At 64.8% G+C, this 25,041-nt stretch carries 21 protein-coding genes; 15 read left to right on the forward strand and 6 right to left on the reverse strand.

All coding sequences use genetic code 11. The features are described from left to right. Positions 1–10: 10 nt before the first annotated feature. The 3 genes from E1H16_RS03415 to E1H16_RS03425 are packed head-to-tail and all read left to right on the forward strand — an operon-like array spanning position 11 to position 5,867. Positions 11–1,534, forward strand: coding sequence for a dynamin family protein (locus E1H16_RS03415; RefSeq protein ID WP_134322253.1), 1,524 nt, complete (start codon positions 11–13; stop codon positions 1,532–1,534). Continuing rightward, positions 1,531–2,091, forward strand: coding sequence for a nucleotide exchange factor GrpE (gene grpE / locus E1H16_RS03420; protein ID WP_134322254.1), 561 nt, complete (start codon positions 1,531–1,533; stop codon positions 2,089–2,091). Before E1H16_RS03415 ends, grpE begins: the two co-directional genes overlap by 4 nt. Next, complete coding sequence (locus E1H16_RS03425; protein ID WP_134322255.1) at positions 2,088–5,867, forward strand: dynamin family protein; 3,780 nt, start codon at positions 2,088–2,090, stop codon at positions 5,865–5,867. Before grpE ends, E1H16_RS03425 begins: the two co-directional genes overlap by 4 nt. A gap of 204 nt (positions 5,868–6,071) precedes the next feature. On the opposite strand, the gene E1H16_RS03430 is transcribed toward E1H16_RS03425, so the two are convergent. Further along, positions 6,072–6,392, reverse strand: coding sequence for a hypothetical protein (locus E1H16_RS03430; protein ID WP_134322256.1), 321 nt, complete (start codon positions 6,390–6,392; stop codon positions 6,072–6,074). 430 nt (positions 6,393–6,822) lie between these two features. Between E1H16_RS03430 and E1H16_RS03435 the strand changes: the two genes are divergently transcribed. After that, on the forward strand, positions 6,823–8,652 hold the full coding sequence (locus E1H16_RS03435; RefSeq protein ID WP_134322257.1) for a phosphoenolpyruvate carboxykinase (GTP): 1,830 nt from the start codon (positions 6,823–6,825) through the stop codon (positions 8,650–8,652). 107 nt (positions 8,653–8,759) lie between these two features. Here E1H16_RS03435 and E1H16_RS03440 read toward each other — a convergent pair whose 3' ends face one another. After that, positions 8,760–9,671, reverse strand: coding sequence for a PAC2 family protein (locus tag E1H16_RS03440; protein ID WP_134322258.1), 912 nt, complete (start codon positions 9,669–9,671; stop codon positions 8,760–8,762). Between the two features lie 226 nt (positions 9,672–9,897). Here E1H16_RS03440 and E1H16_RS03445 point away from each other — a divergent pair, with 226 nt between their 5' ends. The 5 genes from E1H16_RS03445 to E1H16_RS03465 all read left to right on the forward strand — a co-directional run bounded on the left by E1H16_RS03445 (position 9,898) and on the right by E1H16_RS03465 (position 12,686). Beyond that, a complete protein-coding gene (locus E1H16_RS03445) occupies positions 9,898–10,251 on the forward strand; it encodes a PadR family transcriptional regulator (protein WP_134322259.1) in 354 nt (117 codons plus the stop codon). A 2-nt stretch (positions 10,252–10,253) separates the two neighbouring features. After that, positions 10,254–10,622 carry a DUF1048 domain-containing protein gene (locus E1H16_RS03450; RefSeq protein ID WP_134322260.1) on the forward strand — a complete coding sequence of 123 codons (369 nt, stop codon included), beginning with the start codon at positions 10,254–10,256 and terminating at the stop codon, positions 10,620–10,622. Next, positions 10,619–11,455: an ABC transporter ATP-binding protein gene (locus E1H16_RS03455; RefSeq protein WP_134322261.1), complete on the forward strand. Its 837-nt coding sequence runs from the start codon at positions 10,619–10,621 to the stop codon at positions 11,453–11,455. Before E1H16_RS03450 ends, E1H16_RS03455 begins: the two co-directional genes overlap by 4 nt. Continuing rightward, positions 11,452–12,216, forward strand: a complete 765-nt coding sequence (locus E1H16_RS03460; RefSeq protein ID WP_134322262.1) for an ABC transporter permease — start codon at positions 11,452–11,454, stop codon at positions 12,214–12,216. The genes E1H16_RS03455 and E1H16_RS03460 overlap by 4 nt, the downstream gene beginning before the upstream one ends. A gap of 77 nt (positions 12,217–12,293) precedes the next feature. Further along, positions 12,294–12,686, forward strand: coding sequence for a VOC family protein (locus tag E1H16_RS03465; protein WP_279586352.1), 393 nt, complete (start codon positions 12,294–12,296; stop codon positions 12,684–12,686). Positions 12,687–12,825: 139 nt separating this feature from the next. Here E1H16_RS03465 and E1H16_RS03470 read toward each other — a convergent pair whose 3' ends face one another. From E1H16_RS03470 to E1H16_RS03480, 3 genes are all read right to left on the reverse strand, one after another. Beyond that, a complete protein-coding gene (locus E1H16_RS03470; RefSeq protein WP_134322263.1) occupies positions 12,826–13,125 on the reverse strand; it encodes a thiamine-binding protein in 300 nt (99 codons plus the stop codon). Between the two features lie 24 nt (positions 13,126–13,149). Beyond that, a complete protein-coding gene (locus tag E1H16_RS03475; protein ID WP_134322264.1) occupies positions 13,150–14,394 on the reverse strand; it encodes an MFS transporter in 1,245 nt (414 codons plus the stop codon). 455 nt (positions 14,395–14,849) lie between these two features. Next, positions 14,850–15,221, reverse strand: a complete 372-nt coding sequence (locus E1H16_RS03480) for a hypothetical protein (protein ID WP_134322265.1) — start codon at positions 15,219–15,221, stop codon at positions 14,850–14,852. 214 nt (positions 15,222–15,435) lie between these two features. Here E1H16_RS03480 and E1H16_RS03485 point away from each other — a divergent pair, with 214 nt between their 5' ends. Together E1H16_RS03485 and E1H16_RS03490 are read left to right on the forward strand one after the other, a co-directional pair. After that, positions 15,436–15,897, forward strand: a complete 462-nt coding sequence (locus E1H16_RS03485; protein ID WP_134322266.1) for a hypothetical protein — start codon at positions 15,436–15,438, stop codon at positions 15,895–15,897. Between the two features lie 2 nt (positions 15,898–15,899). Beyond that, the gene (locus E1H16_RS03490; protein ID WP_134322267.1) at positions 15,900–16,877 is read left to right on the forward strand and encodes an asparaginase; all 978 of its coding nucleotides are present in this window, start codon (positions 15,900–15,902) and stop codon (positions 16,875–16,877) included. A gap of 234 nt (positions 16,878–17,111) precedes the next feature. Here the strand turns inward: E1H16_RS03490 and E1H16_RS03495 are convergent, their stop codons facing one another. After that, positions 17,112–18,398: an acetyl-CoA hydrolase/transferase family protein gene (locus tag E1H16_RS03495; RefSeq protein ID WP_166741602.1), complete on the reverse strand. Its 1,287-nt coding sequence runs from the start codon at positions 18,396–18,398 to the stop codon at positions 17,112–17,114. 129 nt (positions 18,399–18,527) lie between these two features. On the opposite strand from E1H16_RS03495, the gene E1H16_RS03500 reads away from it, so the two are divergent. From E1H16_RS03500 to pgm, 4 genes are all read left to right on the forward strand, one after another. Continuing rightward, on the forward strand, positions 18,528–20,822 hold the full coding sequence (locus tag E1H16_RS03500) for a xanthine dehydrogenase family protein molybdopterin-binding subunit (RefSeq protein WP_134322269.1): 2,295 nt from the start codon (positions 18,528–18,530) through the stop codon (positions 20,820–20,822). A 251-nt stretch (positions 20,823–21,073) separates the two neighbouring features. After that, on the forward strand, positions 21,074–22,330 hold the full coding sequence (locus E1H16_RS03505; protein ID WP_134322270.1) for an ABC transporter substrate-binding protein: 1,257 nt from the start codon (positions 21,074–21,076) through the stop codon (positions 22,328–22,330). A 72-nt stretch (positions 22,331–22,402) separates the two neighbouring features. After that, positions 22,403–23,155, forward strand: coding sequence for a siderophore-interacting protein (locus E1H16_RS03510; protein WP_134322271.1), 753 nt, complete (start codon positions 22,403–22,405; stop codon positions 23,153–23,155). 228 nt (positions 23,156–23,383) lie between these two features. Continuing rightward, positions 23,384–25,027 (forward strand): phosphoglucomutase (alpha-D-glucose-1,6-bisphosphate-dependent), encoded by a 1,644-nt coding sequence (pgm, locus tag E1H16_RS03515; RefSeq protein WP_134322272.1) that lies wholly within the window; start codon positions 23,384–23,386, stop codon positions 25,025–25,027. Positions 25,028–25,041: the final 14 nt, after the last annotated feature.

Consider the following 25,041-nt stretch of genomic DNA (forward strand, 5'->3'; position numbering starts at 1 on the left):
GAGCCCGCCGATGACCTCTCCCGCGCCGCGCCGCATGTCTTCGCTGGTCATCGGTATGGCCGAATCACTGCTATCCCGGGTTCCTCCGGCCACTGCCAACGAGATCAGCGCGATCACCAATCGCCTTCGCGGTCCACTCCAACTCGCGGTCGCCGGCCGGATCAAATCAGGTAAATCGACGGTCGTCAATGGGATGATCGGGCGGCGGGTATCAGCCACCGACGTACGCGAATGCACGCGAATGGTCACCCGATTCCAGTACGGCACCGTCGACCGCGTCGAGGTTCGAAAGAACGACGGCACCGTCATCACGCTGCCCTACGACGGCGACGGCGTGATCCCCGCCGACCTCGGCTGCGACCCCGAGGAGGTCGCCGTAGTCGATGCATATCTGACGTATGACGCGCTGCGCGACGTGACCATCATCGACACCCCCGGCCTCGCGTCACTACACGATCAAAGCGTGGGCCGCACCCAGGCGATGCTGGGCAGCGAGGAGCCCGACGAGCATGGTGCCGTCGACGAACGTTCGCAGCAAGCGATCGCGTCGGCAGAGGCAGTCTTGTACGTCATCACCCAGTCGATCCGGGCCGACGACGCGGACGCGCTCAGCGCCTTCCGCCGCACCTCCAGCGGGCAGACCAGCAGCCCGATCAACGCACTGGCGATCCTGAACAAGGCCGACATGGTGCAGGCAGATGACCCGATGGCTGCAGCGGCAGAACTGGCTCGCGATCACAGCTACACGCTGCGGCATACCGTCTCCCAGGTGCTCCCGCTAGCGGGATTGATGGCGGAGTCCGCGCGCACCGGAAACTTCACCGAGGCTGATGCGCAGGTGTTGCGCGACATTGCCGGACTGGACGAGTCCACTCGACAGGTTCTGTTCATGTCGACAGATTTCTTCGTACGCCCCGAGATCCCCGTCGATGTAGCCGGACGCGAGCGCGTGCTCACCCTGCTCGACTTGTATGGCGCCCGCACCGCCGTCGATGCAATCCTGGCCGACCCGCAGATCACCACTGGCCGAATTCGGGAACTGCTCGAACAGGACAGCGGATTTCCCGCACTGAACAAGGTGATCCTGGGCGTGTTCAGCGTGCGCGCCGACGACATCAAGTCGGCTGTCGCGCTCGCCGCTCTCGAACAACTCGCACACGATTCGCCGCCGCCGGTACGCGACACGATGGCCGATGAGCTCGAGGAGTTGTACCAGCACCCCGAGGCGCAGCAATTGCGCCTGCTCGAGGCGGCGACGCTGGTGTCCACCGGGAAGGTGGACTTACCGGACGAGATGTTCGACGAAGTGCGGATGCTCGTGACCGGAACCGCGCCCGACCAGATGCTCGGCGCACCCGGGGCGACGGCAAATGAACTGGTACAGCACGCGCTAGCCGCGGCCGGGCGATGGCGCGAGTTCGCAACCTTCGGATCTAACCCCGCTCAATCTCGAATCGCTCATACGATCCATCGTTCGTACTTCATGCTCTGGCAGCATCTACGAACCCTCACCGCAGGAGGGACCACTTCATGACCGACAACCAGACACCACCGCAGCAGGACGTCGAGGATGTGCTGGAACTCGCCCTGCGAGAGCGCGCCGTGGAAAGCGACGACGACTACGACGACCAAGCCGAAGCGGATTCAACCGCCGACGCACCAGCCGACTCCGATCCCGAGGCCGCCGCGGCCGACTCGAACGAGGACGGCGAGGACTACGTGCTGTACTCCGAGGTGCGTCCGCACCTGGAGGCGCTGGTCCAGTTGCAGTCCGAACGCGAACAGCTCCTTGACGAGCGCGACAAGATGATCGGGCTATTGCTGTACGCCCGCGACCGAGTCGCATCCGCCGCGGTCGCTTCCCGGATGGACGACAACCTGGCACAACTCGGTATCGAGCTCATCGTTCCGGCTGTCGGCGACCGGTTCGACGCGCAGCAGCACGAGGCCTCGGCGACCGTGTTCACCGAGGACTCCGCACTGCACGGCACGATCGCCGAGATCGAACTTGCCGGATACCGCGACGGCGAACGTCTGGTACGGCACCCGATCGTCACGGTATTTACAACCGATCGCCCGACGTCGACATGACCGCACCCAAACAGGGCTCGGGCAAACGAATCACGCTGTCTCAGCTCGCGCGGCAGACCGCTGATCGCGGTCTGGCGGTACTCGAAGAGCACGACCCGGAAGTCGCGGGGCGACTGTCGCGCATGCGTGGTCGGCGCCCCGACAAACCCACGGTCGTGGTGGTTGGTGAAGCAAAACGCGGCAAGTCGAGTCTGACGAATGCGCTGATCAACGTTCCGGGACTCTCCCCCGTCGACTCACGCATCGCCACGAGCACGTACATCATGTTTCGGCGCGGGCCGAAGACTGCGGCGCGTGCACTGTTGCCGGGAGCGCAAGAACCCGTAGAAGTGCCGCTAGATCAGATGCGCGACTGGGCAACCGACCTCGGCAATCGCGGCGAATACGCGCCACCGCGGCTGATCGAGGTTGAGTGCGACTCGCCCTTACTGGGCAATCTGAATCTCGTCGACACACCCGGCGTCGGCGGGCTGGACGCTACGCACGCCGAGATCGCGCTGCGCGCCGTCGGCCGAGCGACAGCCCTGCTGTTCGTCTGCGACGCGTCCGCACCGTTCACCAAACCCGAACTAGAGTTCCTCGATAAGGCATCGAAGAATATCGATCTTGTTATCTTCGCGGTAACCAAGACCGATGCCTACCGCGGCTGGCGGCAAATCGTCGAGGACAACCGGGCCTTGCTGCGCGAACACGCACCTCGGTTCGCGGACAGCGTGATGATGCCAGTCTCATCGAAGCTATTCGAACAAGCCGCGCTGATGGGGACCAGCGACCTGGGCACCGCCCTGCGCGAGGAATCCCAAATCACCCAGTTGCAGGCGGCCCTGCAGGAGCAGGTCGCGATCAAGGCGTCGGCGTTGCACGAAGCCAATCTGCTGCGCACCATGCGCTCGCAACTCGACGGACTGATGACCAGCCTCGAGGACAGCCGCCGCGCCTGTCAGCCGGATGTGGAGTACGCCAATCGGCTCAAGGAGAACCGCGACCGCCTCATGGCCGCCCGCAAGGCGGACTCGCGCGCCTGGCAGCTGCGCTTGCGTTCGCTGTTGTCGCGGGCACGACTCGACACGATGGCCGACATTCAGTCCGAGAACCGCAAGTTCTTGGCGTTCTGGCGACGGCAGATCGAGGAAATGGACAAGGCCCGACTGAAGGCCATCGGCCCGCAACTCGATATGGCGTTGCGCGCATCGTCGATGCAGATCTTCGACCGCCAACAGGCCCGCATGCAAGGCGTCTCGCGCACCGTGCTGCAGTCGATGTTCGCGCAGAACGAACTGGCCGAGGTGTACGCCGCCCTGCAGCGCCCCCGTCAGGTCGCTAGTACCAGCGGCCCCTCGCGACGCCAGTCCAGCGCCGACGAGAAGGTGCTCACCAACATCAGCATGATGTCGGGCATCTCAATCACCAGCATCACCGGCAGCGGGCTGACCGCCGCGACCGGCGCGGCGATAATCGCGTGGCCGATCGCCGTCGCCGTGGGTGTCAGCGTCGCAGGCTGGATCGTGTGGGCGCGACGTACGGCGTCCGACCGAAACCAACTGAAGATCTGGCTGAACGAGACGCTCGGCGAGACCCGGGCCCGCCTCGAAGCCGACGCATCGGCGTACTTCATCGAGGCCGAGCACGAGTTGACACTGGCCCTGGACCGCGCATTGGTACGTCGGATTGAGACGCTCGACGGTCACATCAAGCAGATCGACCAATCGCTGAAGGTGGACCGCGGCGAACGCGAGCGCCGCGCTGCGGCGATCACGAAACAAATCAACACCGTGCGCGAAGTCGCCGGCACAATCGAGCAACTACTGCCGAGGCTGCGCAATGCCGTCGTACAGCGACGCCAGAAGCCACAGCAGGAAGGCTCGGAAGCACCGGGGACACCGGCGGCAGACGCGCAGAGCCAGGAAGGGAGCGCTCAGCCCGCTCCAGGTGGCGCCGACGCTCAGCCCCAGCCCGCCACAAGCAACGCAGCACCGCCCCAACCTGATCAAGGCGATGGCACACCGGCGCAGCCGGATCAAGCGCAGGCCCCGCAGACCGCCGCCGCGCAGCCCGTACAGACGCAGGCGCAGCCCGCGCAGGCGACCGGCCTACCGCCAGGGCAGAGTGCCGCGGCGGATCCGGCCAGCGCTAGTCCAGCAGGCTCGGGACCGCAGCCTCCGGCGGCCCAGGCCCCTGCCGCGGCTCCCGCGGACACCACACTGCCAGTCACGCCGCGAATGTGGCGGACTCTGGACGAAGGCTCGGCATCCGGCAATGCCACGGATGTCAGCCAGAATTCCGCCGCCGACCAGAATTCCGTAGCGCGGAATGAGGCCGAACCTAAAACCCAGCGCGACCTAACCTCGAGTCTCACGCCTGCCGCATCAGGATCACACGACGAGAACACAGGGAATCAGCCCGCGGCGAAGCCAGCCACGCCCCGAGCCCCGCAATCGGTCGCCGCTATGGCCAGGGCGGCGTCCGCAAGACTCGCGCAACGTCGAGCCGCCGAAAGCGGGGCCGCATCCGCACCGGCACCACCTGCGACGCAGACCTCCACACCACAGGCACAGGCACAGGGATCGTCTACGACCCAGGTACCCGAACAGGCGCCGTCCGAGTCGTCAACGCCGACGGCCGAGGGTGCGCAACCGATGTACGCCGGGGCGCAACCACCCGCCGACGCCGCGGAACCCGACCGGACCGCGAAACCTGCACAACCAGGACCCGACGCGGAGTACCCCGGCGCCACAGACGCCAGCTATCCGCAGCCACCCAGTCAGGGCGATGACCGCCAGGCGTCACCGCTAATTGGACCCGATGCCAGCTACCCGACATCACCGGCACCCGAGGCCGATGCCGGTTATCCGCCACCCTCACCTCAGCCCGACGTCAATTACACGACACAAGGGCCACCAGCGCCGGTCTCGAACTACCCCGCACCCGCGCCTGGCGCCGAGTACGCCGGCACACCACAAGCCGGGTATCGCCAGCCACCCGCTCAGGGCGCCGGCCATCAGCAGCCACAGCCCTCCGGCCCCGGTTCGAACTACCCCACTGCGCCATCTCCTGGATCCGACGCCAACTACCCGTCACCACAACACCCGGGACGACCCGACGCTCACTACTCGGCCTCACAGCCACCGGGACGACCCGACGCCAACTACCCGGCCTCACAGCCACCGGCGACTACTTCGAGTCACCTAGAGCCCCAGCCACCCGGCCCCGGTTCGCACTACCCTGCATCGCCACCGACCGGTCCGATGGCGAGCCAACCCCCACAACCCCCCGCTACGAGTGCCGGCTATCCGAACGCGCAGCCGCCGCATGCACCGCAACCGCCGGGCGCCAACGCCGGTCATGCAGCCGCGCAGCAGCCGACGACCGGAGCATTCGCGGCACCCGCAGCGCCCCCGCAGGTCACCTACTCTCCACTGCCTCCCGACGACGAGCCGGACACGCACAGCACTGCCACACCGGCCGACGGCGGATTTCCTCCGCCGTCCCCCGACACGGCCGCACCCGTCGGAGCGTTCCCACCGCCTGCGCCGTACGCACACTCGGCCGGAGCGCCGGCAGCACCACAGCACCCACAGCACCCACAGCACCCACAGCACCCACAGCACCCACAGCACGGTCCTACCCACGCCGGTCAGCAGTGGCCGCCTACCGGACCAGCAACTCAAGGTCCGGGAGCGGCGGCTCAGACTCAGGACGGGACCGAGCAGCGGACGCCCGGCTCAGCCGGTCAGTTCGGCGCGCCGCCGCACAACCCGAATGAGCACAACACCTAGCGGGCACCTGGATCCTTAGCGCGACAGGAGCCTCGAGCGGCGTGAACTCCGGAAACGTCTCGGGGAGAGTCGACCGCGAGGTTGTGATGCCGATGCGCTGCATCGTCGACCGCGCGATAGTCCACCGGGATTCCCGGTGGAGACGCCGTCGACGATGAACTGCACGCGCACGCCGCGCTAGTCAGGAAGTTATTCGTCCGGGAGTTAGAAGTCCGGCGTCGGGTTACGCCGCGCGGAATCCTCCAGCATGTTGAACCCCAGCCACCCAGCCGAGGCCAGCAGTGCAGCGATCAACACGACGGGCCCGAGGGCGCCATCCATATACAGCGCGGTGAGCGCGAGCGGCAAGTTGAGCAAGACCGAAAGCCAGGGCGCCGACAGACTGCCCATCAACCCGATCGTGGTCATCGCGATGGCCATCAGAGCCACCGCAAACGGAATCCAGAACAGGTGCTGGGCGCTGGGAATGTACGAATCCGAACTCGCCGTGATCGCCAACCATGCGTAGACCACAGCGATAGTCACCTGCGTGATTCCTATGACATACAGCGCACGCTGAGTGCTCGAACCGTGGCGGTCACTGCCGGGCAATGAGGGCCAGCGCACATGAGGGACACCGAAACGGCGGGAAATGGGACGCGTGGAGACCATAGTGACCTTCTTGCCGGGGAAGAGCAGGACCTGTCGGGGAATTCCATCGTAAGCATCTGACCCAATAACCACAATCGCCCCATTAGCCCCATTAATCACAATTGCAACACGAACAACACGTCGCGCGCGCATGCGTGACCCCGCGCACTGATCTATGACAAGGCCCCTAACTGCGCAGTACGATCCCTCCACCGCACCCCGCCTGTTGTGAGCACTCTCGCCCCACCTAGAGGATGCCTGCGCAACGCGCAAGACATATCGTGTAACAACCAGGCGACACCCCGAGACCGAGGAGCACAAAGACGTGACTTCGCAGGACAATCTGACCGTTGAGGACGCCCCGACTAAGCACAAGGAGCTCCTTGCTTGGGTCGCCGAGGTCGCCGCGATGACGCAGCCGGACGCCATCCGCTGGGTCGACGGATCTGACATGGAGTGGAAGCAGATCACCGATCAGCTCGTCGAGGCTGGCACGATCGTGCGTCTGAACGAGGAGAAGCGCCCGAACTCGTTCTGGGCCATGTCCGACCCGACGGACGTCGCTCGCGTCGAAGACCGCACCTACATCTGTTCCGAGAACGAGGTAGACGCCGGCCCGACGAACAACTGGATGGATCCGGCCGAGATGAAAGGGATCCTCAAGGGTCTCTACGCCGGCTCGATGAAGGGTCGCACGATGTACGTCGTGCCGTTCTGCATGGGCCCGATCGACGCCGACGACCCGAAGTTCGGCATCGAGATCACCGACTCCGAGTACGTCGTCCTGTCGATGCGCATTATGTGCCGCACCGGACAGAACGTGCTCGACGCACTCGGCGACGAGCGCCCGTTCGTCAAGGCTCTACACTCGGTGGGTGCTCCGCTGGCCGAGGGCCAGGCCGACGTGCCGTGGCCCTGCAGCGACACCAAGTACATCACCCACTTCCCGGAGACCCGCGAGATCTGGTCCTACGGTTCGGGCTACGGCGGCAACGCCCTCCTCGGCAAGAAGTGCTTCTCGCTGCGCATCGGTTCGGTGCTGGGCCGCGATGAGGGCTGGATGGCCGAGCACATGCTCATCCTGAAGCTGACCTCCCCCGAGGGCAAGACCCACTACATCACCGGCGCATTCCCCTCGGCCTGCGGTAAGACCAACCTCGCGATGCTGGAGCCGACCGTTCCCGGCTGGAAGGTCGAGACCCTCGGCGACGACATCGCCTGGCTGCGCTTCGGCTCGGACGGTCGCCTGTACGCCGTGAACCCCGAGTTCGGCTTCTTCGGTGTCGCCCCGGGTACCTCGTACGAGACCAACCCGAACGCGATGCGCACGATGGAGAAGGGCAACTCGATCTTCACGAACGTCGCGCGTACCGACGACGGCGACGTGTGGTGGGAGGGGATGACCAAGGACGCCCCCGAGCACCTCATCGACTGGCACGGCAACGACTGGACTCCCGCTTCGGGCGCGGTTAGCTCGCACCCCAACAGCCGTTTCTGCACCCCGATCGATCAGTGCCCGGTTCTCGCGCCGGAGTACCACAACGAGCCGAACGGCGTGCCGATCTCTGCGATCATCTTCGGCGGCCGCCGCAAGACCACGATCCCGTTGGTGACCGAGTCCCGCGACTGGCAGCACGGCGTATTCATGGGTGCGACGACCTCCTCGGAGACCACCGCCGCCGCGACCGGCGCCGTGGGCGTCGTCCGCCGCGACCCGATGGCGATGCTGCCGTTCATCGGCTATAACGCCGGCGACTACATCAACCACTGGATCGAGATGGGCAAGAAGTCTGACGCATCGAAGATGCCGAAGGTCTTCTACGTCAACTGGTTCCGCCGCGACGACGACAACTCGTTCCTGTGGCCGGGATTCGGCGAGAACAGCCGCGTGCTGAAGTGGATCGTCGAGCGCATCGAAGGCACCGCGGAGGCCGTGGACACCCCGATCGGACGTGTGCCGGCCGAAGGTTCGCTCGACATCGACGGCCTGGACATCTCGGCCGAGCAGCTGGCCAAGGCGTCGGCCGTCAAGGTCGATGAATGGAAGGCCGAGATCCCGCTGATCGAGGAATGGTTCGCCAAACTGGGTGAGCGCTTGCCCTCGACCATGCACGACGAGTTGAGCACGCTCAAGGGCAACCTCGACAACGCCTAACGCTTCACCTGTGGTGGTTTAGCCCCGACCATCGGGGCTAAACCACCACAGCACGACGAAAGGTCCGCCACCCGATTTCGGGCGGCGGACCTTTCGTCGTACGAGGGTTAATTTTCGCCCTGACCCCGCAGGAACGCTTCCAACTCAGCGCCGATCTCGTCGGCGGTCGGCAACTCGGAGTCATCGGCAGCCAGCAGGCTGGGACGCTCCAGCGACCCCATATAGGCGTCGTACTGCTGCTCCAGCGCCGCGACTACAGGCTTGATCTCGGCCTTGTCGCGCAACTGCTCCTCGATAGCCACCCGGGCAGCTTCGGCGGAGGCATCCAGCTTCGCGCGGCGCAGCCGCAGCCCGGTCACCGCGACCACGCGATCGAGGGCTGCCGCAGCCGTCATCGGCAGTTCCATCTGCGCCAGGTAGTGCGGTACGTGCACGGCGAAGCCAACCGCGTCGTGCCCGCCCTCGCGCAGGCGTAACTCCAGCAGTCCATCGAAGCTAGCCGGTACGGCGACCTTCCCGAATGGACTCGGCGTGCCACCTATCAAAGAGTTGTCCGTGGCATGAGTCAATACGCCGATCGGGCGAGTATGCGGCACACCCATCGGGATGCCATGCATCGTAGTGATCGTGAGCGTGACGCCCAGTTCCTTCACCACGCCGAGCACCGCTGCCGCGACGCGCTCCCACTGATAATCGGGTTCGACCCCGCGTAGCAACAGAAACGCCGTGCCATCGACATCGGTCACCCGGTGCAGTTCGATACTCGGAGCGTCGTACGAGGCGTAGTGATCGGTATCGAAAACCATCGTGGGACGTCGTCCGCGGTAATCGACGACCTGGTCGACGTCGAAACTGGCGACCAGTTGGCTCTCGTGGTGTTCGAGGATGTAATCGGCCACCTGTTGCTGGGTGTGGCCGGCATCGACGAATCCGTCGAGGGCAACCAGCATGGTCGACGCCGACACTTCGTCGGCGTCGATGCCTTCGGCGTACGAGTAAATACCGTCAGGATTCAGCATTATCGAATACCTCAGCTATGTGTGCTCAAGAGTTGTCTGTTCTCAACTACTTGGTCGTGCGCGACTCCCCCGGACGGCGGGGGCATCTGGACGAGTCAACGTGCTGGGACCGTTTGCTATTCCCGTGTGAGCGAAGCAATCACGCCGCTCCGGTAATCACTGTTGCTAAGTACTGCTACTTAGCGTTACTTTATAGTGGTAGTCAACGACGCTAGGTAGGTAACCCGTGGCAAGCCAGATGACCGAGATGCTCAAAGGAACACTCGACGGGATCGTCCTCGCGCTGCTTGCCGACCGGCCCGCCTACGGATACGAAATCACGAGCTGGCTGCGCGATCGGGGCTTCACCGATATCGCCGAGGGGACCGTGTACGCACTCCTCGTGCGCATCGAACGGCGGGCGTTGGTCGACGTGGAGAAGGTGCCGTCAGAGAAGGGCCCGCCTCGCAAGGTCTACACCCTCAACCCGACTGGCCGAGCCCACCTGGACGAGTTCTGGCGCACCTGGAGCTTCCTCGCCGAAGTCATCGAGCAGCTCCGAACCCCCGGCGCCCGCGCGCCCCGTCAGACAGGAGAATAACCATGGTCGCGAAATGGATCGAGACGCTCACCGGACCACTTGAGCAGAAGAAGCAGTACCGAGAGGCGAAAGCCCGAATCCAGGCTCTACCCTCGCCATACCGCCAGACGGCCGACGCTCTCAACCGCTACTTGACGCTGTACGCGGCCGTCACCGACGGCGCCACACTGGTACAGATGCACTCGGATCTCGCCGACCTCCTCGAACGCGCGGCGGCGGACAACACCCCGGTTGGTGACGTGGTCGGCGACGACCCGGTCGACTTCGCCGAAACGTTCGCCTTGGCGTATGGCGGCAAGCAATGGATCGACAAGGAGCGCCAGCGCCTTATCCGTGCGATCGAGGACGCGAAGCGAGACGAACCGCAATGAGCACCGCGATCTCGACCAAGCCCGCGATTCACGTTCGCGGATTACGCAAGTCGTTCGGCGACGTCGAGGTGCTGCGCGACCTTGACCTCGACATCCCCCAGGGCTCCGTCCTCGCGCTATTGGGCTCAAACGGTGCCGGAAAGACGACGCTGATCCGGATCCTGTCGACGCTGATTCCTGCGGACAGTGGTACCACGACGGTGTGCGGGCATGATCTCGATGCGGCGCCGAGCGATGTGCGCGCCGCGATCAGTCTCACGGGACAGTTCGCCGCGGTGGACGAGGTACTCAGTGGCCGCGAGAACCTGCTGTTGATGGCTAAGTTGCGCCACCTTCAGAACCCCGCCGAGGCCACCGACGCACTCTTGGAGCGTTTTGCGCTAGCCGAGGTGGGTTCGCGCAGGGCCGGCAGATACTCCGGCGGCATGCGGCGTCGACTGGACATCGCGATGAGCCTGGTCGGCGACCCACCGATCGTGTTTCTGGACGAACCCACGACTGGCCTGGATCCACAGGCGCGTCTTGAGGTGTGGCGGACGATCCGAGCCCTGGTCGATGCCGGGACGACGATCCTGCTCACCACTCAGTACCTCGATGAGGCCGAGTACCTCGCCGACCGGATCGCGATTCTGCATGAGGGCACCATCATCCGCACCGGAACCCTGGCCGAACTCAAGAGCCTGCTGCCGACCGCCGAAATCGAGTACGTCGAAAAGCAACCCAGCCTCGAGGACGTATTCCTCTCACTCATCGAGGAACCGCGCCTGTCGCCTGAACCAGATTCGCTGCCGTCGGGGGCGACGCCCGAGGCCGACTCGGGAGGTTCATCATGACTGCGCACGCTCTGGCTGACACGCGAACACTGACCGCACGGTCGCTACGGCACGTGTTGCGCAGCCCTGACACGATCGTCACCACCGCGGTGACGCCCGTCGCGCTACTGCTGCTGTTCGTTTATGTGCTCGGCGGCGCGATCAACACCGGCAACGATGGCCCGTACATCAACTACCTACTGCCCGGCGTCCTGCTAATCACCATCGCGTCGGGCGTCGCATATACGGCATACCGGCTGTTCCTGGATCTACGCGGCGGACTGGTGCAGCGGTTCGGCTCGATGCCAATCGCGCGCTCAGCCATCCTGTGGGCACACGCGCTGACCTCCGTCGTGGCCACGATGGGCTCGGTCGTGCTGGTTGTCGCGATCGCCTTCCTGATGGGCTTTCGGACTTCTGCCACGGTCGGCGGGTGGCTGCTGGTCACCGCACTGCTGACGCTATTCGCACTGGCGTTGACCTGGCTCGCCGTGCTGGCTGGCTTATCGGCGAAGTCGGTCGACGGCGCGAGCGCGTTCAGTTATCCACTGATTTTTCTGCCGTTCATCAGTTCCGCGTTCGTACCAACCGACAGCATGCCCGGACCGGTTGCGTGGTTCGCCGAACATCAACCGGTCACGGCGATCGTGAACTCATTACGGGCGACATTTGCCGGCACCACGCCCGGTGCTGACCTGTGGCTCGCGCTCGGGTGGCTGCTCGCGATCCTCGCCGTGGCGTATATCGGGGCGGGCTCGTCGTACCGCCGGACTTTCCGTTAGTGCGGCGCGACGCCTCCTGACGCCTCGAAGCCGCACTCCCCCAGAGGGCACCCACCGGCCACACCTAAGGACTGCTCATGGGCATCCGCATCAACGTGACGAGCGTGCTCGTCGACGACCAGGCCAAAGCACTCGCCTTCTATACCGAGCAGCTCGGATTCGTCCCGAAAACCGACGTACCGGTGGGCGAGTTTCGCTGGTTGACCGTCGTCGGTCCCAACGAACCGGACGGGACGGAATTGCTGCTCGAACCCGACCAGCACCCGGCCGCGAAGGCGTTCAAGGAAGCACTCGTCGCCGACGGCATCCCCGCGACCTCGTTCGCGGTCGACGACGTGGCGCAAGTACACGCCACACTTTCCGCCCGCGGCATTCGCTTTACTCAGCAGCCAACCACGATGGGGCCGGTCGTCACGGTCGTCCTGGACGACACGTGCGGCAACCTCATCCAGCTCACCAGCCCTGCGTGAGCGCTTTAGTCGGTTGAGCGGACGCCCCTACACCGCGACGACTGGTCCGGGCGCTGCCCGTGAGCTGGCTAAGAACGCACAACGGAAGGCGTACGGTCCGCTCCGTGGGTCCGACGACAAGCCGGCGGCACCCGGGACCTCAGCGCTCGAGGGCTTTGTTGATCCGCTCCACTTTCGCGGTGAGTTGGTTGCTGAATCCGGGGCGGATATCGGCTTTCAGCACGAGTCCAACTCGCGGGGAGGACGCCGCGACCACGTCGACGGCCTTCTTCACAACAGCCATGACCTCGTCCCACTCACCCTCGATATTCGTGAACATCGAGTTCGTCTCGCACGGCAACCCGCTGTCGCGTACGACACGAACTGCCTCGGCAACGGCCTCGGTAACCGAGCCGTCGTCCGAGGTGGACGTCGGTGAAATCGAGAACGCGACGATCATGCTGACTCCTTATGAATAAGCGATTTAGGCGTCGAGGTCCGGGTAGCCATAGGAACCGTCCGGGACGACCTGGCGGCCACGCACCTGCAGTTTGCGATTACCCGCCCACACAACCAGGCCGGCGACGGCGACCGCAACGGTGCCCACACCGAATGCCAGGTTCGGCGAGTACTCATCGGTCACGACGCCGGACAACGACGTACCGACCGCGACACCCAGCGCGAGCATCGTGCCGAGCCAGGTGAATCCCTCGTTGGTCTGCTCACGCGGCACAATCTCCTCGCAGATCGTGAACATCGTGATCAGCGAGGGCGACACCGCGATACCGCAGACGGCGACGAACAGCGTCATCAGCCAGATATTCGAGATGATCAGGGTCGGCAACGTCGCGAGCGTAAGCGCACCGAGCAACAGCACCAGGCGGCGGTTCAGCGGAGCGAGCCAATCGATCGTGCCCCATACCAGCCCCGAGAGCATCGATCCGATCGCCAGCGCCGCAATCAGCACACCGGCCATGGACCCGCTGCCCTGTTCGCGAGCGAACGCGGTCAGCACGAGTTCGAAGGTGCCGAGCACCGTGCCCATCGCCAGCGCGACTACGCACAGAATCATCAGACCCGGAATCTTGATCGGCGAACCGGTGCTGCGCAACTGATCCAGATCGCGCCCCGGTGGGGGTTCGGTCCGGGTCTGGGTGGCGAAGAGCAAACTGCCGCAGACGGCGAATGCTGCGGCGACGACCATACCGGTGGTCGCATGACCGCTGGTGGACAGAACCGTGACGAGCACGGGTCCGAGAATGAACACCAGCTCGTCGAGGACGGATTCCATCGCCAGGGCGGTCGGCAGCCGGCTCGATCCCTCCAGCATGTATGCCCAGCGGGCGCGCAGCATGGAGCCGACAGGAGGTATGAATCCACCCGCTATCGCTGCCGTGGCATACAGCATCCAGGCGGGCGCGTGATTCTGAACTGCGACGATGAATAGTCCGGCACCCGCGCCGAACATGATCACGACCGGGACCAGGACACGGCGTTGGCCATACCGGTCAGCGAGACGGCCCAGGATCGGGCCGAGGATCGCGGTGGCGACAGCGCCGACGGCCGCCACCGTACCGCCCAGCCCGTACGACGACCCCGGGTACTCGCCAACAATGAGGAACACCGACCCGAGGCCGACCATCGATAACGGGAGTCGTCCGATGAATCCGAAGAGTTCCATCAGAGCGGTATTCGGGGTGCGCAGAACCTCGCGATAAGGCCCTAACACGCGATCACCACACCGGACACGCTATCGGATCGAATACGAGCATGCGCGCTGACTGGCCAAACAACGCCAGGACCATAACGAACGCCTCGCACCGCGACATCCACCTGGATATGCGTCGATCCGGGCCGCCCGCGAACTAACCGTGCGCGGTTCGTACGACCCGGCGCCGCGCACCGGTCAGCACCACGCCGCGCCCGAGGATCACCCGAACCCACGCGGGCACCGATCACCAGCGAACTTCGTCGATGAAGTGACTCGGCTCGACGCCTTGTCTGCGCACCGACCAGGTACCTTGGAGACACTCATGCGTCCGCCCAGACCCCGGAGGCCAGCCCGATGACGACACCGCAAAACCCAGGTGGCTCCGACCCGGCGGCGACGCCACCGGCGCGACCTCGGCGCGGTAGGCATTGGGCTCCTGGGCAGGACGACGACGACGATCCACACCCCTCGGATTACCAGAGCGCAGAGTCATCCACCGACGCATCGGCGGATACGACACCGAAACCCACCGAGACCGCCCCCGACGCCACTGAGGCGGAGCACGCGCAGACACCCGCGCCCGAAGAGGCCATCGCCGATGAATCCGCTGGATCCGGCTCAACGGACCCGGCAGCGTCATCACCAGATTCAGCCGGCTCCGACTCGAGCGATACCGCCACGTCCGATACGGATTCGAGCGATACAGATTCGAGCAGTACAGCTTCGAGCGACGCCGAGTCGGGAAATACCGAGTCGAAGGCCGTGGAGAGGTCGAACTCCGACTCCACGGCTCCGGACGCAACGGCGCCCGAGACCACATCGGCAAGCATCCCCTCGGCAGACACAACGCCGCCAGGCACCGCGAGGGCGGATGCTACCGAGGCAGAAACTACGCCGGTCGAGGGCTTCGCTCCGCCAGTCGCGGGGGCCTTTGAACCGCCTGCCGCGGGCACTCTCGACTCACGTGGTACGGCAGCCGCAACGGACGCCGCCGAATCGCGGAGCGGTCCACGGCACGCAGCGTCCGGATCTCGTTTTCGCCTGCAACCGTGGATGTTGGTGATCGCCGCGGTCGTGGTGATCCTGCTCGTCGTCTGGCTCGTCATCGGCCTCACCTCCGGAAGCGGGGACGACAACGACGCGCCTTCTGACTCGTCGACAACCTCCGCGGCCCCAACATCAAGCGAAGAAGCTGCACCCTCTTCGGTCGAGGCCGTCGCTCTCCCGCAGGTGCTGTGCATGGGTCAGTCGTACGCGATGCTGGAGCCCGACCTGACTACTGACGAAATGCTCGCTGACCCCGCGGCGCTGGAAGAGAAGTATCCGGGCAGCATCCTGTCGACGATCCCCGCCGGTTGCATCGCGGATTCCACGGAACGCGATCAGGTCGTGCTCGCGCTCGGTCCATTCCCCAGCCTCGCCGAAGCGTGTGCCGCGGGTACCGAGGCCGAAGTGAAGTTCACGGCGTACGAAGGTAGCGCCGACACCGGCTTGACGGCCGCGGCCTGCCCGGGGGCATAAGGATGCAGAGCGCTGCCCCCACGCCACGGGTGCACGTCATCTCCCTCGGCGGCACGATCGCCTCGAGTGCCAGCGACGGGTCACCTGTCGCGCCCGAGATCACCGGGGCACAGCTCGTGGCGGCAGTCCCCCAGTTGCGGGCCGTCGCCGAGGTGACGACCGAACAACTGGCCCAAGTGGGATCGCCCAGCCTTGATATCGACACCGTTCGCCAGGTCGCCATCCGCGGCGCGGCCGCGGTCGCGGACGGTGCGCGGGGCGTCGTCATCACGCAGGGCACCGACACGCTCGAGGAGACCGCGTACCTGCTGTCGTTACTGAACGACACTGGCAGACCGTTCGTCGCGACCGGCGCGATGCGTAATCCGACGATGGCCGGCGCCGACGGCCCGGCCAATCTCCTCGCTGCGGTGAGTGCTGCCGCGAGCGATGAACTCGTCGACGTACGGGCTCTGCTGGCCTTCAACGATGAACTGCATGACCCGCTGTGGGTACGCAAATCGCACACAGCCAGTACGGCGACATTCACCTCTGCCCCTCAGGCCGGACCGATGGGGTGGCTGCACGAAGGCGAGATCCGGCTCGGATATCGCCCGGCAACACCGCCGTGGACCGGTTCGCCCTCGCTCGAAATTCCCCCGGTCGCGCTCGTATCCGCCGGGCTCGGTGAGGACCTGCGCCTCGTCGAACCACTGCCCGACCTCGGGTACGCCGGCGTCGTCATCGCAGGCACCGGCGGCGGTCACGTGCATCAGGACGCCGTTGATCGAGTGACCGCACTCGCTCAGCGGGTGCCGGTGGTGATTGCCTCACGTACCGGCTCGGGGCAGTTACTGCGGCGCACGTACGGATTCCGCGGTGGGGAGGTAGACCTGCTCTCGCGAGGTCTGCTCAGCGCCGGAGGTCTATCAGCGCCCAAAGCGCGGCTGCTGCTGGGGCTCATGCTGGCGCACGACGCCGTCGCTGACTGGCCCTACTAGCCGCGCAGACGACCCTCGTCGCGGCGCCCATCAGCACGTTGGGGCGCCGCTGGATCTGCGGCCGGGTGGCCGCCGGCGTGTCGGCCACCGAACCCGCCACACCCGGCGTCGAGACCCGCCGTACGTGACACCGTCTTCATACCGAGGTGACCGACAGTTTGAGCTGGCACTCTCGCAGGCACGCTGAACGCAGTCTCAGCACAGCTCACGCTGCGTTTTCAGCGCTGCGCGCGACTATCGGATCGCGTCAGAGAGCGTCGCTCGGTGCTCCGGGTGCGCGATCGCGATCAGTCGACCAGGACGTTCATCCAGCGGTACACCGCGCAGATCAGCGACGCCGTACTCAGTGACAAACAGATCGGCGTCCGCACGTGGCGTCGTCACCACACCATCGGCCAGACGCGGCACAATCCGCGATAGCGCACCCTTTGCCGCGGACGACGGGAAGGCGATGATTGACCGTCCCCGCGCCGAGGTCATCGCGGCGCGGACGAAGTCCAACTGGCCACCGACGCCGCCGGCGTACTTCCCATTCATCGTCTCCGCGTTCACCTGCCCGTACAGGTCGACCTCGATCGCCGAGTTGATCGCCCAGAAATCATCGAAGGCGACCAATGAGCGCGGGCCATGCGTGTGATCAATCGACCGGACGGCAAGTTGTTCGTTGTCGTCGGCCCAATCCGCGAGACGCTTCGAACCGAACACCAGCCCGGTGACCGAGACCCCGGGGTCGATCTCCTTGCGCGCGTTCGTGATGACCCCGGATTCGATCAACTCCAGCACCGAATCAGTCATCATCCCCGAGTGATAGCCGAGGTCCTTCTTGCCGGCGAGCGCATACGCGGTCGCATCGGGGACGGCGCCGATCCCGAGTTGAATCGTCGCGCCGTCCGGCACTCGATCGGCGATCAGCGAAGCAATTGTCTGAGCGTCTGGGCTCTGCTTGGCCGCCGGCCACTCCATCACCGGGCTGTCGCTGCGCACGAAGAAGTCCAGATCGCTCAGCGCCACCTTCGTATCGCCGTGACTGAAGGGCACGTTCGGGTTGATCTCGCCGACCACGACCCGAGCACGGCGTATCGCCTCCTGCAGCATGTCGCCGACCAACCCCGTTGAGCACACCCCACCGCGAGGCTCGGACAACTGCACCAGGACCACGTCCAACTCGACGATGCCCTGACGAATGAGCTGCGGAACGCTGCCGAGTCGGATCGGCATCACGTCGACCGCGCCGACCTTGGTCAGCCGCGCCGTCTCCCCTAACCCGCCGAACCCGAAGAACCGGAAAGTGTCGGTCTGCTCCGCATTGAGCGTGTCTCCGCGAGTTACCCCCAAGAAGAGATTGAGCCGCTCGCCGTCACCGACGATTTCTCTACGTTGCGCGACGAGAGCCCGGGTCAACGTGATCGGCTCGGCGGTACCCTGCCCCCAGACCAATGTGTCACCGGGGCGGATGATCTTCGCCAGGTCCAGCGAGTCGGTAGTGAGTTCAGTCGGTTCGGCAGTTCGGTCGCGCAGCACCAGATTCCTCCACAATTGTCACCGGGTTCTCTCCGGCTCGGGCATGAGCGTAACTAATGTGGAGTCGGGCATCGGTGCGTAGCGCCTCGGCACGGCGTCACCACGCCACTGAAGGGAAAGGACGGCGACGTGAGCATTCTCGGCACCCGCGTACTACGCACGGAGGACCCGCGATTTCTCACCGGTCGCTCGATCTACACCGCGGACCTCACTGATCCGCGTCTGAACGGCGCCGCACACGCCTACTTCGTACGCTCGAGCATCGCGCACGGCGTCGTTGAGCAGATCTCCACGGCCACAGCGCGACAGGCCCCCGGTGTCCTCGCCGTCTACACCGCCCGCGACCTGCCGATGCTGCCGGTTCCACCGGGGCTGCGCCCGCTCGAGCCCCAGATGCACCGTGCTCCGCTGGCCACCGATCGAGTCCGGTTCGTCGGCGAACCTATCGCGCTGGTGATCGCGCGCACGGAGGCCGAGGCGCTGGACGCCGCCGAACTGATCGAGATCGATATCGAACCGCTGGACGTGGTCGTCGACGCACACGACGCCCAGCGCGACGAAGTGCTGCTGTTTCCCAGTGCCGGCACCAACGTCACCATTTCCCACGGCCAGCAGGAAGCCGACCCGAGACTGTTTGACGACTGCGAGGTGGTGGTTGAACAGGACATCGTGAACCAGCGCATCGCGGTCGTGCCGATGGAGGGTCGCGCCGGCGCCTGCGTGTGGGACGGCGACGGCCGGCTGACGATGTGGCTGTCGAACCAGGGAGCGCAAGCATCGCAGGCAGAACTCGCGATGATGCTGGGCATCGACACCGCTCAAGTGCACGTCATCACCCCCGACGTCGGGGGCGGATTCGGCGCGAAAGTGCGTTGCGAACCCGAGCACGCGGTCATTGCGGCGGCCGCGCGACTGCTGGATCGAGCAGTGCTGTGGGTCGAACACCGCAGCGAAAACATGCTTGCGATGCACGGACGCGCCCAACATCAGCGGGTACGGATCGGCGGCTCACGAGACGGCACCATCTCGGCGTACTCGCTCGCTCTGCTTCAGGATGCAGGCGCGTATCCGCGGATCGGCGCAATGTTGCCGAACAACACCCTGCGGATGGCTCAAGGGTGTTACGACATCCCGCGCGTCGAAACGAGTTCGACCTCGGTCGTCACCAACACCGTCCCGGTGGTCGCCTACCGTGGCGCGGGACGCCCAGAGGCGGCCGCCGCGATCGAGCGGGCTGTCGACCTGTTCGCCGCGGAGATCGAGATGGATCCCGCCGAGGTGCGCCGCCGCAACTTCGTCGACACTTTCCCGTTCCAGACCCACAGCGACGTCGTCTACGACTCCGGCGACTACCCCGGAGCGCTGGCGAAGGTATTAGCAGCGGCCGGTTACGACACTCTGCGCGCCGAACAGCGCACCCGCCGCGAACGCGGAGATGTCGTCCAACTCGGCCTAGGCTTGGCCACCTACGTGGAGATCACGATGGGTGCAGGCACGGAGAATGCGACCGTTGAGCTGCACCCCGACGGCACCGTCACGGTCCTGACCGGAACCTCTCCGCATGGTCAAGGCCACGCGACGTCCTGGGCGATGATCGTCAGTGACCAACTCGGTGTCCCGATGGAGGCGATCACCGTGCTGCACGGTGACACCGATCTGATTCCGGTAGGCGGCGGCACCGGTGGATCGCGGTCTCTACAACTCGGCGGTGTTGCCGTCCAGCACGCGACCTACGACCTGGTCGAGGAAATCAAGAAGCGCGCGGCGGACGTTCTGGAAGCTAACCCGAACGACATTGAGATCGACAAGCAGAGCCAATCGGTAGTCGTGCGCGGCGCGCCGTCTACCGCGATCCCGTTAGGCGCGTTGGCAGAGACCGAGGACCTGTCGGCCTACCACGTGTACAAGGGCGAATCACCCACTTACCCATTCGGCGCGCAGCTCGCAGTGGTCGAGGTCGATACAGAGACCGGCTTCGCTCGGCTGCGGGACATCTTCACCTGCGACGATGCCGGGAAGATACTGAACCCGATGCTGTTTGACGGACAACGGCATGGCGGTATCGCTCAGGGAGCGTCGCAGGCGTTGTACGAAGAGTTCGTGTACGACGAATATGGCAATCCGATGACCGCCACCCTGGTCGACTACGCCTTCCCCACCGCCGCCGACCTGCCGGAATATTCGCTGAGCACCCAGGAAACGCCGACACCGCACAACACTCTGGGCGCCAAAGGAATCGGTGAAGCAGGCACGATTGGCGCGACTCCGGCAGTGCATAACGCGGTGATCGATGCCCTCGCACCATACGGGGTACGGCATCTCGATATGCCACTCAGTCCGCAACGCGTGTGGCAAGCCATCGATGAGGCCACCGTCGCACCGAGTACCCGCAGAACCTGGATCAACGAGTACACGGTCGACTAGCAGCCCCGCGGTAAGCGACGCGCTAGCTCGCGGTTAAGATCTGCTGAACCTGATTGGCCGCGAGCCCCACTGAGGAGTATCCCGAGAATGCACCGCTGGAAGCGCGATGTCGGCAGCATGCTGACCAAGCGTCGGTGCATTGATCTTTGCCGCGTGTCAGCCTGCCGCTGTCGCGCGATCTAGACCCCTCGAGCAGTTACTCAGCGCCGCAGCGCGCGCCCTTTCGCATCTTCAAGGACTCTTAGCTACCCATGTCACGCCGCGCCTTCGTATTCACCACGCTTGCAATCACCGCCACCACAGCACTTTCGGCCTGCTCAACCAAGTCCGAAGGTTCCTCCCCCGCCGACAGCAACGGCGTCGCCGCCGACGTCGGCGTTACCGACGACACCATCACCCTGGGCGTTCTGACCGACCTGTCCGGGACCTTTAAAGATGTCGGAATCGCCATGACAGCAGGCAATCAGGCCTGGGTCGATGAGATCAACGCATCAGGGGGAATATGCGGGCGCACGATCGAGATCGATATCAAAGATCACGGATACAAACCCGAGAACGCGATCTCCCTTTACGAACAACAGAAGGGCAGTTCGCTAGGACTGCTGCAACTGCACGGATCGCCGACCCTAGCCGCACTGAAGGAACGCATCACCACGGACGAGGTGCTCTCGGTGACCGGCTCTTGGTCCTCGGCCAACCTCGACTCGCCGTCGGTACTGACGGTCGGCCAAACTTACGACGTCGAGATCATCAACGGGCTGGCGTGGTTCACTGAGCAGGGCTTCATCAAGGATGGCGACACGATCGCGCATATCTATGCGGACTCCGAGTACGGCCAGAACGGCCTGCTCGGGTCACAGTTCTACGCCGAGCAGCACGGGCTGAATTTGATCGAGGTTCCCGTTTCCGCCAGTGACACCGATATGGCGGCGACCGTCACCAAACTGAAGAGTCAAGGGGTCACGGCGATCGCCCTGACAACCAGCCCGGCCGCCGCGGCAGGCGTCGGCATCCAGACCAAAGCACAGGGCCTCGACGTACCACTGCTCGGCAGCAATCCCAGTTTCAGCACGACCTTCTTGAGTGACGATCAAACCTACGCGGCGCTGGATCGCTATTATGTCGCGAGTTCCGGCGATTCATTGGGCTCGGAGAATCCCGCCGCAGCGGAGTTGCTGCAGCAGGTACAAGACTCGACTGAGGACGCACCGAACGACGCGGCAGTCATGGGCTACACATTCGGGCTCGCATGGCAGGCGATCCTCGAGACAGCGTGCGACTCCGGCGACCTCACCCGGAGCGGGATTCTTGCCGCGAAACAGCAAGTCTCTGCGATAGATACCAACGGCTTGACCGGCACGCTGGACTTCTCGGTTCCGGGGGCTCCGTCCTCCCGCACGGGCTTCTTGGCGCAACTCGATGTTGACGCCGTCAGCGGGACAACCGTCGTCGCAGAACTGTACGAGTCACCGGAAGCCGGCGAGTACGCCGCACCATTCGAGGAGTAGGCGTCTATCGCTTCGCACCTGCGGCGGTGAGGGCGGACCCATACCGGCGCACCGGTTTGGGAGAATAGGTTCATGGATCGCACCAACGAGACCTACTTTGCCGACGTCGTAAGCAATGAGTTGCTCACCCCGCACATGCGGCGCATCGTGTTCGCGGTGGACGGCTGGACGTCATCGGGTATCGCCGATGAGTGGGTCCGACTATTCTTCCCCAGCCCGGGTGGCGAGGATGCTGCGCTCCCGGTGAGCCAAGGTAAAGGATGGTCATTCCCGGACGGCGTGCCACGAGAGGGACGTTGGTACTCGGTTCGCGCTATTGACGGCGCCCGCCTCACAATCGACATCGTGGTCCACGAGTCGGGCGTCGCGGCGGCCTGGGCGGCGACAGCCGAACCGGGTAGCCGAATCGCGATCACCGGCCCAGATGGGCGCTATGGAGCCGATGTAGCGGTGGACTGGGAGTTGATCGCGGCCGACATGACCGGCCTACCCGCAGCGCTTCGCATCCTTGCCGAATTGCCCGCGGGACGCCGCGCGATCGCCGTGCTCGAGGTCCAGGACGCCGCGGATGAACAGCCGGTGAATTCCGCCGCTGACGTCGAGGTCCGGTGGCTACATAATCCGCAACACGGACACGCACCGAGTCTGCTCCCCGCGGCAATTCGCGACCTGCGTTGGCTCGACGGTTCCCCGTACGTCTGGATGAGCGCCGAAGCCGCTGCAACGCGGGACATCCGCTCGTTCGCGCGCCGCGACAAAAAGGTGCCCAACGGCTGCGCACACGTAGTCGGCTACTGGAGCATGCGGCGCAATACCGCGCGCTGACATCGCGACCCCAGGACAGTCCCCACCCTTCGTCACGCATATATCGGCGATGCCCACCCCAAGCACGCCCACGCCGGCATTCCATCGCCAACATCCGGTCGATCGACCAAGGTGCCCCGGCGAGTCGCGCGAGCCCGCATGCGGCACGCCACACGAAGGGCAAAAGTTGCCAGAGGCCACCGATAACGGCAAGGATGAAGGCCCGAGCGGCAGAAAGAGGCAACTGAGATGGCGAACCACCCGCGGGCGGGTCAGCGTGCGACGAAGGACGACCTCGTCGACATCGAGGAATTGTTCGCGGCGTACTACCAACGGCAGCCCGATATCGCCGACCCCACCCAGAAAGTCTCCTTCGGCACTAGCGGACACCGCGGCTCGTCGCTGAAGACGTCATTCAACGACGCACACATAGCCGCAACATCGCAGGCGATCGTGGAATACCGACAGAAGGAAGGTATTACCGGCCCACTATTCGTCGGCCGCGACACGCACGCGTTATCTGGTCCGGCGAAACAAACTGCGTTGGAAGTCTTCGCCGCGAACAACGTCCGCGTCGTCGTCGACGCGCGCGGCGGGTACACGCCGACGCCAGCGATATCGCACGCGATCTTGACCTATAACAACTCCGGCCGATCGGATCGGGCTGACGGTATCTGCGTCACCCCTTCGCACAACCCTCCTACCGACGGCGGTTTCAAATACAACCCCCCGCACGGCGGTCCCGCTGGGGCCGACGTCACCAGCCGCATCCAGGACCGCGCGAACGAACTGATCGCGACCGGGCTCGGCGGCGTGAAGCGAATCGGCATTGAGGAGGCGCGGTCCGCACCGACCACCGGTGTCCATGATTACCTGGATGCGTACGTATCTGACCTCAGTTCGATCATCGATATGGACGCGATCCGCGAAGCTGGTATCCGGATCGGAGCCGACCCGCTCGGCGGCGCATCAGTCCACTACTGGGCCGAGATCGCCAAACGTTATGACCTCGACCTGACGGTCGTCAACGACTCAGTCGACCCACAGTGGGGATTCATGACACTTGACTGGGACGGCAAGATCCGGATGGACTGCTCCTCGCCGTATGCGATGGCCTCGCTGGTCGCGAACAAAGACAAGTTCGATATATCCACCGGCAACGATGCGGACGCCGACCGGCACGGTATCGTGACTCCGGACGGCGGGTTGATGAACCCGAATCACTATCTGGCCGTCGCGATCGAGTACCTGTTCACCTGCCGGGCGAACTGGTCGCCGTCCGCTGCCATCGGGAAGACACTGGTGTCCTCCTCAATGATCGATCGGGTGGCCAACGCACTGGGCAGGCAACTCATCGAGGTCCCGGTTGGGTTCAAGTGGTTCGTCAACGGGCTCGCCGACGGCTCCATCGGATTCGGCGGCGAAGAGTCCGCCGGAGCGTCGTTCCTACGACGCAATGGGAAAGTCTGGACGACGGACAAGGACGGGATCATTCTCGCGCTACTCGCCGCGGAGATCCTTGCGGTCACTGAGAAGTCGCCGTCGCAATTGTACGAGGCGCTGACCGAGCAGTACGGCACGCCGGCCTATAGCAGGATCGATGCGCCGGCAACGCCGGAGCAAAAGACGAAGCTCGGCAAACTGAACGCGGCCGCCGTGACGGCCACGACGCTGGCCGGCGAGGAAATTCTGTCGAAAACGACCGAGGCTCCTGGGAACAAGTCACCACTCGGCGGGCTGAAGGTCTCGACCGAAACGGGCTGGTTCGCGGCGCGCCCCTCGGGCACCGAGGACGTCTACAAGGTGTATGCCGAGTCGTTCAAGGGCGAACCCTCGCTGGCGAAGATCCAGGCCGAAGCACAGCAGGTCGTGCACGACGCTATCGGCGAGTAACGCCGGTCCTGTCC

The organism is Cumulibacter soli (genome assembly GCF_004382795.1).
Taxonomy (GTDB): domain Bacteria; phylum Actinomycetota; class Actinomycetes; order Mycobacteriales; family Antricoccaceae; genus Cumulibacter; species Cumulibacter soli.

Coding starts and splice junctions, on each gene's coding strand:
- E1H16_RS03440 (WP_134322258.1), bottom strand. CDS start 9,671: ATGCTGAATCCTGACGGTATTTACTCGTACGCCGAAGGCATCGACGCC.
- E1H16_RS03455 (WP_134322261.1), top strand. CDS start 10,619: ATGAGCACCGCGATCTCGACCAAGCCCGCGATTCACGTTCGCGGATTA.
- E1H16_RS03465 (WP_279586352.1), top strand. CDS start 12,294: ATGGGCATCCGCATCAACGTGACGAGCGTGCTCGTCGACGACCAGGCC.
- E1H16_RS03425 (WP_134322255.1), top strand. CDS start 2,088: ATGACCGCACCCAAACAGGGCTCGGGCAAACGAATCACGCTGTCTCAG.
- E1H16_RS03510 (WP_134322271.1), top strand. CDS start 22,403: ATGGATCGCACCAACGAGACCTACTTTGCCGACGTCGTAAGCAATGAG.
- E1H16_RS03460 (WP_134322262.1), top strand. CDS start 11,452: ATGACTGCGCACGCTCTGGCTGACACGCGAACACTGACCGCACGGTCG.
- E1H16_RS03505 (WP_134322270.1), top strand. CDS start 21,074: ATGTCACGCCGCGCCTTCGTATTCACCACGCTTGCAATCACCGCCACC.
- pgm (WP_134322272.1), top strand. CDS start 23,384: ATGGCGAACCACCCGCGGGCGGGTCAGCGTGCGACGAAGGACGACCTC.
- E1H16_RS03490 (WP_134322267.1), top strand. CDS start 15,900: ATGCAGAGCGCTGCCCCCACGCCACGGGTGCACGTCATCTCCCTCGGC.
- E1H16_RS03450 (WP_134322260.1), top strand. CDS start 10,254: ATGGTCGCGAAATGGATCGAGACGCTCACCGGACCACTTGAGCAGAAG.
- E1H16_RS03470 (WP_134322263.1), bottom strand. CDS start 13,125: ATGATCGTCGCGTTCTCGATTTCACCGACGTCCACCTCGGACGACGGC.
- grpE (WP_134322254.1), top strand. CDS start 1,531: ATGACCGACAACCAGACACCACCGCAGCAGGACGTCGAGGATGTGCTG.
- E1H16_RS03415 (WP_134322253.1), top strand. CDS start 11: ATGACCTCTCCCGCGCCGCGCCGCATGTCTTCGCTGGTCATCGGTATG.